The 11,375-nt window shown below is 61.0% G+C and carries 13 protein-coding genes; 2 read left to right on the top strand and 11 right to left on the bottom strand.

All coding sequences use genetic code 11. The annotated features are described in order from the left end of the window. Window positions 1-2: 2 nt before the first annotated feature. From ABLV04_RS25670 to ABLV04_RS25655, 4 genes are read right to left on the bottom strand one after another with little or no spacing between them, the layout of a single operon-like run. Window positions 3-692 (bottom strand): amino acid ABC transporter permease, encoded by a 690-nt coding sequence (locus tag ABLV04_RS25670; RefSeq protein ID WP_017900979.1) that lies wholly within the window; start codon window positions 690-692, stop codon window positions 3-5. After that, a complete protein-coding gene (locus ABLV04_RS25665; protein ID WP_044521207.1) occupies window positions 682-1,434 on the bottom strand; it encodes an amino acid ABC transporter permease in 753 nt (250 codons plus the stop codon). Before ABLV04_RS25665 ends, ABLV04_RS25670 begins: the two co-directional genes overlap by 11 nt. After that, a complete protein-coding gene (locus ABLV04_RS25660; protein WP_023288551.1) occupies window positions 1,431-2,249 on the bottom strand; it encodes an amino acid ABC transporter ATP-binding protein in 819 nt (272 codons plus the stop codon). The genes ABLV04_RS25665 and ABLV04_RS25660 overlap by 4 nt, the downstream gene beginning before the upstream one ends. A gap of 1 nt (window position 2,250) precedes the next feature. Further along, window positions 2,251-3,060, bottom strand: a complete 810-nt coding sequence (locus tag ABLV04_RS25655; RefSeq protein WP_002890106.1) for an ABC transporter substrate-binding protein — start codon at window positions 3,058-3,060, stop codon at window positions 2,251-2,253. A gap of 758 nt (window positions 3,061-3,818) precedes the next feature. On the opposite strand from ABLV04_RS25655, the gene ABLV04_RS25650 reads away from it, so the two are divergent. Beyond that, entirely contained in the window at window positions 3,819-3,989 is a 171-nt protein-coding gene (locus tag ABLV04_RS25650) for a hypothetical protein (RefSeq protein ID WP_002890108.1), read from the top strand. Between the two features lie 116 nt (window positions 3,990-4,105). Here ABLV04_RS25650 and ABLV04_RS25645 read toward each other — a convergent pair whose 3' ends face one another. The 5 genes from ABLV04_RS25645 to ABLV04_RS25625 are packed head-to-tail and all read right to left on the bottom strand — an operon-like array spanning window position 4,106 to window position 8,637. Next, window positions 4,106-4,801: an ABC transporter ATP-binding protein gene (locus ABLV04_RS25645; RefSeq protein ID WP_004204908.1), complete on the bottom strand. Its 696-nt coding sequence runs from the start codon at window positions 4,799-4,801 to the stop codon at window positions 4,106-4,108. Then, a complete protein-coding gene (locus tag ABLV04_RS25640; protein ID WP_180266049.1) occupies window positions 4,794-5,576 on the bottom strand; it encodes an ABC transporter ATP-binding protein in 783 nt (260 codons plus the stop codon). The genes ABLV04_RS25645 and ABLV04_RS25640 overlap by 8 nt, the downstream gene beginning before the upstream one ends. Beyond that, window positions 5,563-6,612, bottom strand: a complete 1,050-nt coding sequence (locus ABLV04_RS25635) for a branched-chain amino acid ABC transporter permease (RefSeq protein WP_049013815.1) — start codon at window positions 6,610-6,612, stop codon at window positions 5,563-5,565. The genes ABLV04_RS25640 and ABLV04_RS25635 overlap by 14 nt, the downstream gene beginning before the upstream one ends. Continuing rightward, window positions 6,612-7,511 (bottom strand): branched-chain amino acid ABC transporter permease, encoded by a 900-nt coding sequence (locus ABLV04_RS25630; RefSeq protein WP_002890128.1) that lies wholly within the window; start codon window positions 7,509-7,511, stop codon window positions 6,612-6,614. Before ABLV04_RS25630 ends, ABLV04_RS25635 begins: the two co-directional genes overlap by 1 nt. 19 nt (window positions 7,512-7,530) lie before the next feature. Then, on the bottom strand, window positions 7,531-8,637 hold the full coding sequence (locus ABLV04_RS25625) for an ABC transporter substrate-binding protein (protein ID WP_072096492.1): 1,107 nt from the start codon (window positions 8,635-8,637) through the stop codon (window positions 7,531-7,533). Here ABLV04_RS25625 and ABLV04_RS25620 point away from each other — a divergent pair. Continuing rightward, window positions 8,630-8,773 carry a hypothetical protein gene (locus tag ABLV04_RS25620; protein ID WP_032428606.1) on the top strand — a complete coding sequence of 48 codons (144 nt, stop codon included), beginning with the start codon at window positions 8,630-8,632 and terminating at the stop codon, window positions 8,771-8,773. The genes ABLV04_RS25625 and ABLV04_RS25620 overlap by 8 nt on opposite strands. 439 nt (window positions 8,774-9,212) lie before the next feature. On the opposite strand, the gene eutC is transcribed toward ABLV04_RS25620, so the two are convergent. Beyond that, entirely contained in the window at window positions 9,213-9,989 is a 777-nt protein-coding gene (gene eutC, locus ABLV04_RS25615) for an ethanolamine ammonia-lyase subunit EutC (RefSeq protein ID WP_023288555.1), read from the bottom strand. Further along, window positions 9,986-11,374, bottom strand: coding sequence for an ethanolamine ammonia-lyase subunit EutB (locus ABLV04_RS25610; RefSeq protein WP_023288556.1), 1,389 nt, complete (start codon window positions 11,372-11,374; stop codon window positions 9,986-9,988). The genes eutC and ABLV04_RS25610 overlap by 4 nt, the downstream gene beginning before the upstream one ends. Window position 11,375 lies beyond the last annotated feature (1 nt).

Genomic DNA, 11,375 nt, shown 5'->3' with positions numbered 1-11,375 from the left:
CCTTACCCGGCGGTCGCGCGGCGGGTAAAGCGCCGGCTGGCCAGCAGGCTCAGACCGCAGCACAGCAGGTAGTACACCGCGCCGGTGAAGACGAAGATCGCCAGGGGATAGATCTGCACCCGGTTGTTGACCTGGCCGGCCACGGTGGTCAGCTCCGGGACGTTGACGATAAACGCCAGCGAAGTGTCCTTCAGCAGGCCGATAAAGATCCCCACCAGCGACGGCTGAACGTTGCGCAGCGCCTGCGGGAGCAGCACCAGGCGCAGCGTTTGCCCGGGGGCGAAGCCCTGGGTCAGCGCCGCCTCATACTGACCTTTCGGCAGCGACTGCAGCCCGGCCAGCACCGAGTGCATCACCGAGGCGGCGGTAAACCACGCCAGCGCCAGGGTCACGGTCACCGCGCCGGGCAGATCGCCGCCGGTCAGCATCGGCAGCAGATACCACAGCCAGAAGATGACAAATATCAGCGGGATGCCGCGGATAATTTCCGCCCACAGAAACAGCAGACGCCGCGTCAGTCCGCCGTAGCGCCAGGCCAGGCCCGCCAGCGCAATGCCTCCCGGCAGCGCCAGCAGCGTGGCGCCGATAGCCATCAGCAGGGTCAGGGCCACGCCGCCGGGCTGGCCCTCCGCCAGCCGGCCCCACAGCAGGTAATCAAGGTTATCGGCGATCACCGCCAGATTAGCGTTCATGTTGGGCGCTCCGTTGCAGTTTTCTTCCCGGGCCGAGACGCGTTAGCGCCACGCCCATCGCCACCCCCAGCGCCAGGTACAGCGCGGTGCCGACGGCAAAAGCCTCCAGGGCGTGCGCGTTATAGCTCTCAATCTGCCGCACCTGATAGGTCAGTTCCGCAAAGCCGATGCCGCTGGCCAGCGATGAGAGTTTCATCAGGTTGAGATACTGGCCGACAATCGGCTGCCAGGCGTTGGCCAACCCCTGCGGCAGGAGGATAAAGCGCAGCTCCTGCCACGGCGTAAAGCCCTGCGACAGCGCGGCTTCCCGCTGCCCGTGGCTGACGGCGCGCAGTCCGGAGGCGATCTCTTCCACCAGAAAGGCGGAGGTAAAGACCCCCAGCCCCCACATTGAGCAGAGGAACTCCGGCGTCAGCCACCAGACGTTGCCCGGCAGAATGGACCAGGCGTGCTCGTCGTTCACCACGTTCTTCACCGCCAGCGGCAGCAGATTCCAGGCGGCAAAGTACCAGAACAGCAGCTGGACCAGCAGCGGGGTATTGCGAAACAGCGAGACCCACGCGGCCACCAGCCCGCGCCCCGCGCGGCCGCCGCCGAGACGCAGGGCCAGCAGCAGAACCGCCAGCGCAGTGGCGAGCAGGATCCCGGCGACGCTGACCCAGACGGTGGTGAGAAAACCAGAGATAATCCATTGCAACGGCTGTCCGCTCAGGACGCCGTGCCAGTCAAGCATCGGCGTCACTCGAGGCTCTCCTGGTGCAGCGGATCCAGCACCTTCTGCAGAAAACGCCGCGCGCGGGCATGCTGCGGATGGGCGAAAAACTCAGCCGGCGGGGCGACCTCGAGAATGTCGCCGCCGTCGATAAACACCACCCGGTCGGCAATTTCGCGGGCAAACTGCATCTCGTGGGTCACCACCAGCATGGTGATCCCGCTGTGGGCGAGGTTTTTCATCACCTGCAGCACTTCGCCGATCATCTCCGGGTCGAGCGCCGAAGTGGGCTCATCGAACAGGATAATCTGCGGCGAGGAGGCCAGGGCGCGGGCGATCGCCACCCGCTGCTGCTGGCCGCCGGAGAGCTGCGCCGGCATCTGCTGCGCTTTCTCCTCCAGCCCGACCTGACGCAGCAGCGCCAGCGCCCGCTCCTGTGCCGCGCTTTTTCCCCAGCCGTGGACGCGCTCCAGCGCCAGCGTGATGTTCTCCTGCGCCGTCAGGTGGGCGTAAAGGTTGAACTGCTGGAAGACAAAGCCGACGCGGCTGCGCAGCTGGCGCAAGGCGCTGCCGCTCAGCCGGCTGGTGGGTTTGCCGTCGATCAGGATCTCGCCGCCGCTTAAGGATTCGAGCTGGTTGATCAGGCGGATCAGCGTCGATTTTCCCGATCCGGAAGGGCCGAGGATCGCCACCACTTCGCCGGGATCGACCTGCAGGTTGATGGCGTTAAGCACCTGATGATCGCCGTAGCGCTTGGCCACCTCACGAAAGGTAATGCTGGCGCGCTGCAGACGTGAAAAATCCGCGGCCGGGGCCGCGGAGTGGGAGAATAAACCCGAGAACATATTATTTCGCTTCTATGGTAAAGGCGCGCGGCTGCGGCGTTTTAGTGGCAGGGCCAAACCAGACATCGTAAATTTTCGCGGCTTCGCCGGTTTTCTCCAGCTTCACCAGCTCATCGTTGACGGCCTTCAGCAGGGCCGGTTCGCCTTTCTTCACCCCCACGCCAATCTCTTCTTTGCTGAGCAGGTCGGGCAGAATTTTAAACTTGGCTTTATCCGGCGCTTCCGCCAGCAGACCGGCAAGGATGGTGCTGTCCTGGGTGATGGCCTGGACGTTGCCGTTGCGCAGGGCGGTCAGGGCCAGCGGAATATCGTCATAGGAGAGGACGCGAGCCTGCGGGAAACGCTGGTGCAGCGCCTGTTCGCCGGTGGTGCCTTTCACCGCGCCGATGCGCGCTTTGCTGTACTCATCAAGCTTATCCGGAGAGCCGGCCGGCACGAGGAACTGCTGGCCGGTGACGAAATACGGCGTTGAGAAATCAATAACCTGGGCCCGCTCCGGGGTGATGGTAATGTCGGCGACGATCAGGTCGGCTTTGCCGGACTGCAGCAGCGGAATACGGTTGGCCGGGTTAGTGGCCACCAGTTCGAGTTTGACGCCGAGCGCTTTCGCCAGCGCCTGGGCAAAGTCGACGTCGTAGCCGACGATATGGTGGGTTTTGGCGTCCACGGAGCCGAACGGCGGGTTGGCGTCAAAGGTGGCGACTTTCACGACGCCGGCGGCTTTGATGTCAGCCAGCTGGTCGGCCTGCGCCTGCGAGGCGAGCAGCAGCATACCCAGCGCCAGTGCGATTTTTGTGGTTTTGTTGCGCATATTTTTTCCCCTGAATCCCTGTTTTGTTTTGTGGACATCACGCTCCCACACATTCCCCGTCGGCGGCAAAGAAGAAAAAATTCTTATCTATAACGAAAAAGAACTTAACAAACCTGTGGGTATTCTTTATGCGCTGGTAGCGTTTTACCGGCGCAGTCACGACTGCCGGGCGGTCCTCTTTCCCTCCGGAGAGAGGGTGAGGGTGAGGGATAGGGGTAATTTTCCGTTCACTTTGCGTTTGCGAGAAAATGGTGGTTCTTTGCCGGTGAACGGGTAAAGGGGGAGAAAACCGTCTCCCCCTTTACAATCCCCCCGGTCCCGCAGAGAAATCGGTGCTGCGCACTACGCTCACCTCCCGGTCATCAGCCTGCGGTCGGCTCAACTCGACGTCATGTCTCGAATCGCCTCTGGCCGCCGTCCATGGCGGCCAGCCCTTGTCTGCCGACCTCCGGTTCGCCGATTTCAGCGGGAATCGGGCCCGCTGCACGCCCGTAGGTTTCAGGAGCCATTTCATAGCTATCAGAACATATCCGTTAAAAATGGTATGTGCCTTTCCCTGTGGCCCCGCGGTATATAGCGGTGCGGCAACGACAGCCGAACGGCCCTCTTTCCCTCTGGAGAGAGGGTGAGGGTGACAGGACCGGGCGTAATATGCGCCAGCCAGGATTGCAAATTCGGAATTAATATTTCCCGCGCCCGGCCAACTGTGGTTGAAATAGACCCAGGCGATTCGCTTCCCGACAGAGGAGAAAACGAAAGTGGCATTGTGGCAACGGTTAACGGGCTGGCTGGCTTTTTTGTCCAACGGTGAAGCCGGACAGCAAGATACTCAACGCGTCATGGAGGCGATCCTGCCGGTGGCCAGCCTCTACGGCGTGGACATTGGCAACGTGGAAACCCGGTGGTTCCGTCATGATAAGACATACTGAGCGACGCAGGACGCGAGAAGCCTACTGGAACGAGGTGTGCTTTGTGTAGCAAGAGACTGCCTGAGGTTGCGGCATCGCAGGAGGCGCAGCCGCAGCCCAGGCAGTTTTAACCACCCTTATCCCCCCAGATACATCCGCTTAATTTCCGGGTTAGTCAGCATCTCCCGCGCCGCGCCTGACAAGGTGATCCGGCCATTCTCCAGGACATACGCCCGATCGGCGATCGCCAGCGCGGCCGTCGCATTCTGCTCCACCAGCAGCACCGTCATATTCTCTTCGCGCAGTTGCTTAATGATGCCGAACAGCTCGCCGACAATTTTCGGCGCCAGCCCGAGGCTCGGTTCATCCAGCATCAATAACACCGGCTCGCTCATCAGCGCCCGGGCGATGGCCAGCATCTGCTGCTCGCCGCCGCTCATGGTGCCCGCCATCTGATGGCGCCGCTCCTTGAGCCGTGGAAAGAGGGCGTACATACGATCGCGCAGGCGGGTGTAGCCGGCGAGATTATTGTAAGCGCCCATGCGCAGGTTCTCTTCGATGGTCAGGTTGGTAAAGACCCGGCGTCCCTCCGGCACCAGCGCCAGCCCGCGACGTACGATCTGGTGGGTCTGGCTGCGCGAGATATCGTCGTTGAGGAAGCTGACGCGCCCGCTGGAGCGCACCAGGTTGACGATCCCATTGAGGGTAGAGGTTTTACCGGCGCCATTGCTGCCGATCAGGGTGACGATCTCCCGGTCATAAACATCGATATCGACGCCTTTCAGCCCCTGGATCACGCCGTAAAAGACCTTCAGTTCTCTGGCGTTAAGCATAATTGGCTTCTCCCAGATAAGCGGAAATGACGTCCGGATGCTGGATCGCCTCGGCCATCAGGCCGCTGAACAATGGCTTACCATACTCCAGGACCATCACCCGTTCGCACAGGCGGTTGACGAAGGGCATATCGTGCTCGATTAACAGGACGCTGAGCTGATAGTCATGGCGCATGCGGAAGATCAGCTCCGCCAGATCCTCGGTCTCCTTTGGGTTCATCCCGGCGGCCGGCTCATCGAGCAGCAGCAGCTTCGGCGAGGTGGCCAGCGCGCGGGCGATCTCCACTTTGCGCTGGTTGCCATAGCTCAGGTTCGTGGCCTGCATATGGGCGAAGTGGGCGATGCCGATGTCTTCCAGAATGGCCATCGCTTTGGCCTTCGCCGCCCGCTCGGCCGGAAAGTAGCGGCCAATGTGCAGGGCCGCCTCCAGCAGCGAGTAGCGGCTGGCGCGGTCGAGTCCAACCATCACGTTCTCCAGCACCGTCATCGAGTTAAACAGCCGGATATTCTGGAAGGTGCGGGCGATCCCGGCGTTGACCACCTGGTTGGGCTTCAGCCCCTTCAGCGACGTGCCCGCGAGGGTGACGCTGCCGCTGGTGGGCTTATAGTTGGCGGTGATGATGTTAAACAGGGTGGTCTTGCCCGCGCCGTTAGGGCCGATAAGGCCAAAGATCTCCGCTTCATCAACATGGAAGCTGACGTTGTCGATGGCCCGCAGGCCGCCAAACTGCATGGTGACGTCCTGCACCTGCAGGATGATTTTATTTTCCGCCATAGCTGCTGTTCCTTCTTCCCATCTGCCAAATCTCTTTTTTCCCCAGCAGCCCTTCGCGGGCGAAAAGCATGATGATCAGCAGCAGCAGGGAGAAGACCACCATTCTCAGGCCCGGATAGGCGCCGAGATCGTGACCGAAGAACTGCAGCGGCTGGTCGAGAAAGCGCAGCCACTCGCCGCTGCCGACCACCAGCACGGTGCCGAGCAGGGCGCCGGTGGTGCTGCCGAGCCCGCCGAGGACGATAATAATCAGCAGCTGGAAGGTGAGCATAAAGTCGAACAGCCCCGGGGAAATGGTGGTCAGCAGGGAAGCCAGCAGACCGCCGCCGATCCCTTCGAAGAAGGCGCTGGTGGCGAAGGCGCAGGTTTTAATGCGGAAGGTGTTGACCCCCATGGCGATCGCCGCATCTTCATCGTCGCGAATGGCTTTCATCATCCGGCCATACTTCGACCACACCAGTTGGAGGATCATGCCGGTAGCCAGCAGGGCGAACAGGCCGCACCAGAACAGGAGATGCGGCTGTTGGGGAATATCGTTCAGCCCGATGGCGCCGTTGGTAATTTGCGGGTTGTTAATGGCGAGGATCTTGATGATAAACCCGAAGCCGAGGGTGACGATGGCCAGGTAGTCGCCGCGCACCCGGAAGACCGGCACGGCGAGGCACACCGCCAGCGCCGCCGCGCACAGGCCGCTTATCAGCAGGGCGGGGAGGAAGCCCGCGTGCAGGCTGAGGATCCACGGGCTGGGGGCGGCCATTTCAAACATATCTATTTTGCTGTCGCTGGAGAGGATCAGCAGGGCGGTGACGTAGGCGCCCACCGCCACGAAGCCGTTCGGCTCCAGCGACAGCTGGCCGGTCACGCCGTTGATCAGGTTGTAGCTGACCGCGAGGATCATAAAGATAAAAATGGTGCTGATGACGCGAACAATGTAGTCATTGAAAACCACGTTGATTCCGGCCAGCAGCGCGATACAGATGACAATAATGGCCAGGTTGCGCAGCTGCGCCCCGGCGGTGGTCGTCGCGTTGAGCATCAGAAACGGCTCCTTTCCAGACGTTCGTCGCCCATAATGCCGACCGGGCGGAACAAGAGGACCAGAATCAAGAACAGGAAGGCGAAAGCGTCTTTATAGCCGCCCAGTTCGGGGAAGATCGCCACCGCGACCACCTCGGTAAAACCGAGGATAAAGCCGCCCAGCACCGCGCCGGTGACGCTGCCGATCCCGCCCAGCACGGCGGCGGCGAAGGCCTTCAGGCCGATAAGCACGCCCATCAGGGGATCGATCGTCGGGTAGCTGATGGAGTAGAACACGCCGCCGAGCGCCGCGAGGCTGCTGCCGAGGGCGAAGACCAGGGAGATGATCCGGTTGGCGTCAATGCCCATCAGACGCACGGTGTTGACGTCAAAGGCTACCGCGCGGATCGCCATTCCATAGCGGGTGCGGTACAGCAGCCAGAGGATCGCCAGCAGCAGCAGGACGGTGATCAGCGGCACAATCCACGCCACGTTGGTAATGATGACGCTGCCGAAGGCCCGGGTCTGGTTGAAAAAGTCAGGGGCGGAGAAGAAGCGCGAGCTGCCGCCAAACAGCACATTAAACAGGTTTTCGAGGAAGAAGCTGACGCCGATGGCGGTGATCAGCATGGAGATTTTCGAGGCCTGGCGCAGCGGACGATAGGCGACCCGGTCAATCAGCATGCCAAACAGGCCGCACAGCCCGAGGGTCAGGAAAACGGCTACCCCGAAGGGTAGCCCAACCGAAGAAAATAAAAACAGCGTACTAAACGCGCCGACCATCATCACGTCCGCATGGGCGAAGTTGATCAGCCTTAGCACGCCATAAACCATCGTATAACCGATGGCAATCAGGGCGTACATGCCCCCAAGACTCATTCCATTGACCACTTGCTGGAGAAAAATGGCGCCGTCCATTTTGTAGCCTCGTCACAACTTAAGGGTTAACCACGGTACGAAACGCCAGCTTGCCATCTTTCACTTCGTTGATGACCGCGCTGCGAATGGCGTCGCCGTTCTGTAACGTCAGCGTGCCGGTCACGCCCTGGAAATCTTTGGTGGCGCGGATTTTTTCATTCACGCAGACCCGATCGTGGGGATCGCTGCACTGGTTCATGGCGTTGACGATAACGTTATAGGCGTCCGCCGCCATAGCGCCCCAGGTATGGGTCGGCTGCTGGTATTTGGCTTCCCAGGCTTTGATGAAGGTTTCCCCGGCCGGGGTCTGCTCTTTGGCGTTCGGCGAGTAGTAATCGGTGGTCATATAGCCGTTGACCGCGTCTTTACCCACATCGAAGAAGACCTGATCCGCGGCCAGACCGTCGCCGCCCACCACCGGTTTGTTGAGCCCCAGCTGTTTTGACTGGACGGCAATCAGCGCCCCTTCGGTGTAGTAGATCGGCATATAAATCATGTCGACATTCTTCGCCTTGACGCTCGCCAGCTGGGCTTTAAAGTCCTTGCTGCCGCCCGGGGCCTGTACCTCGATGGGAATGGTGCCGCCGTTTTTCAGGAACTGGGTGCGGAACGCTTTCGCCAGGCCGACGGAGTAATCGTTGCTACTGTCAAACACGATGGCGGCGGTTTTGGCTTTCAGATCGCGGGAGGCCAGATTGGCCCCGACCACCCCCTGGAAGCTGTCCGAGAAGCAGACCCGGCTGACGTACGGATGGTTGCGGGTGACGCGGTCGTTGGTGGCGGTGGAAGAGACCAGCGGCGTTTTGCTGTCGTCGGCGATCTTGGTCATCGCCAGGGTGTTGGAGGAGGTGACTTCCCCGATCACGGCATCCACTTTATCGCTGGAGACCAGCCGCTGCATGGCGTTGGCCGCTTCGACTTTGTCGCTTTTATCATCGATAACGATAAGCTTGATGGTATCGCCATTTTTTAACGTCGGGGTGATGGTCTGAATAATGTCCAGCCCTTTCTGCGACGGCTGACCATAGCCGCTGAGGGCGCCGCTCAGGGGTAATACCACCCCGATTTTAATTTCCGCTGCCTGCGCGCTGCTCGCGCCGGCCAGCGCGGCTACCAGCGTGGCCATTAAAGACGCTTTCCCGGAAAACGATTTCATTGGTATTTCTCCGTCGGTCGATTATTTATCTTTAACCATCAATGACTGCATAACATTGAGGAATAATTCGCCAGCGTATCTGGCGAATTATTGGCTGTTATGTTGAATAGATAACGAGATATATACCCTAAATAATTCGAGTCGCATGAAGGTGGCATGTGAGCGATTTCCCAGGCGCTTGCAGAAGTCAGTGACTGGGGGGAAAGAACGCAGCCAACGCACATGCAACTTAAAGTATGACGGGTATTTTTAAGGCGCTGAATTACCTTACAACGTCCGTTTCGTTTTTACTCATGCAATATTCTTATTACCTGCAGGCAAGGGCATAAGGCTGGTGACAACACGGCTTTTGATACGCTGAACGTATTTTGCCGGGGGGCGACTGGCGCCTTATCCGGCCTGGAAAATACGCACTATAAACCGGTTGAACGGTTTCCACAGGCTCGCGCCAGCGAAGCGCCGCCGGGCGATTTCAGCGCACCCGAATATAATATTCAGGTGCGCCAGGTAATATTAAAAATCTATTCTTCGGCTCGCGTGACTTATTATTTTAAAGGGGTCAATGGTTTTATTTTTCCATGCAGCGCCGGATTATCGCTTTCATCTTTCAGGCGCACGCCGGTAAGCCGTCGTAAAAAAGCCTGCTCCAGCAGCCAGGCCAGTTTAAATGCGGCGGCGTCATGGCTCAGCCCTTCCGGGCGAATATTGGAGATACAGTTGCGCTCTGACTCCAGCCGCTGCCGATGGGGCTGCCAGGTGAGGTAGACGCCGAGGCTGTCCGGCGAGGAGAGGCCCGGTCGTTCGCCAATCAGGATCGCCACCGCGCGGGCTTTCAGGGTTTCGCCAATATCATCCCCCAGCGCCACCCGCGACTGATGGGCCAGCACCACCGGCGCCAGGCCGATCCCCAGCGTCTGCAGCCAGGGCAGCAGGGCGCGGATCAACGGCACCGCCTGGCGCTCTACCGCCCAGGAAGAGAGGCCGTCGCCGATCACCAGCAGCAGGTCGGCGGGGCGGACGCCGCTGGCGGCGAGGTCGGCGCGACTCTCGTCGGCGAGCTGCCGCCCGAGATCCGGGCGCCGCAGATAGGTATGACGGTCCGGCGCGGCGCTGTGCACCGTCAGGGTGTCGAGGCCGAGCGCCGCCAGCGGCGCCACCAGCTGCTGGCTGGCGAACGGCTGATGAATGGCGTCCCGCGCTCTGGCGTGGGCCAGACCAAAGTTAAGGACTTCGCGGGTCGGCAGGCTGGCGCCGCTGCGGCCCAGGGCGATCCGCGCATCGGTAAATTCACGCAGCGGGTTCCAGGCGTCGGGACGGTTCATACGGGGGCTCCTTGCGGCAGAACGGACAGCAGCGGATGGCGGGCGTCGGTGAGCCGCAGCGCGCCGTGCGGATCGATAATTTGCATCTTCGCCAGCCAGTCGGCGAACTCCGGGGCATGCTTTAAGCCCAGCAGACGACGGGCGTAGAGCGCGTCATGGAACGAGGTGCTCTGGTAATTAAGCATGATATCGTCCGCCCCTGGCACGCCGATCAGGAAGGTGAGCCCGGCGGCGCACAGCAGGGTCAGCAGGGTGTCCATATCATCCTGATCCGCTTCCGCGTGGTTGGTATAGCAGACGTCGCAGCCGATCGGCAGACCCATCAGCTTGCCGCAGAAGTGATCCTCCAGCCCGGCGCGAATAATCTGCTTACCGTCGTAGAGATACTCCGGACCGATAAAGCCGACCACCGTATTGACCAGCAGCGGTTCAAAGTGGCGGGCGACGGCGTAGGCCCGCGCCTCGCAGGTCTGCTGGTCGACGCCGTGGTGGGCGTTGGCCGACAGGCAGCTCCCCTGGCCGGTCTCAAAATACATTACATTGTTGCCGAGGGTGCCGCGACCGAGGCTGAGGGCCGCCTCGCGGGCCTCCTGCAGCATGGCAAGGTTGATGCCGAAGCCGCTGTTGGCCGCTTCGGTTCCCGCCACCGACTGAAACACCAGATCCACCGGCGCGCCGCGCTCAATCAGCTGCAGCGTATTGGTGACGTGGGTCAGAATGCAGGACTGGGTGGGAATGGCGAAGCGCTGGATAATATCGTCCAGCATCACGTTCAGCTGCGCCAGCACCGGTAAGCTGTCGCTGGCCGGGTTGATGCCGATCACCGCATCACCGGCGCCGTACAGCAGTCCGTCGAGCATACTGGCGGCGATGCCTTTCAGGTCATCGGTGGGATGATTGGGCTGCAGGCGCACGCTGAGGTGGCCGGGCAGGCCGATGGTGTTGCGAAAGCGCGTCACCACCTGACATTTGCTGGCGGCGAGGATCAGATCCTGATTGCGCATCAGCTTGCTTACCGCCGCCGCCATCTCCGGGGTGATAGCGCGGGCGACCCGCTGCAGCGTGGCGGTATCGGTGGCATCGTCCAGCAGCCAGTCGCGGAAATCGCCGACCGTCAGGTGACGCAGGGCGGCAAAGCCCTGCGCATCATGGGTGTCGAGGATCAGGCGGGTCACTTCGTCCTGCTCGTAGGGGATAAGCGGGTTGTCGAGAATGTCGGTCAGCGGCACCTCGGCGAGGGTCATTTTCGCCGCCATCCGCTCTTCGGCCGAGTGGGCGATAACGCCCGCCAGGGCGTCGCCGGAGCGGGCCGGCGACGCTTTCGCCATCAGCGTTTTCAGACTATCAAAGCGCCATACCTGGCCCGATAGCGTGGTTTTATACATG

The sequence above is a fragment of the Klebsiella sp. JN_Kp127 genome, assembly GCF_040062505.1.
Lineage (GTDB): Bacteria > Pseudomonadota > Gammaproteobacteria > Enterobacterales > Enterobacteriaceae > Klebsiella > Klebsiella quasipneumoniae.
The sequence above is the reverse complement of the archived record's forward strand: the minus strand, read 5'-3'. Positions and strand labels throughout refer to the sequence as shown.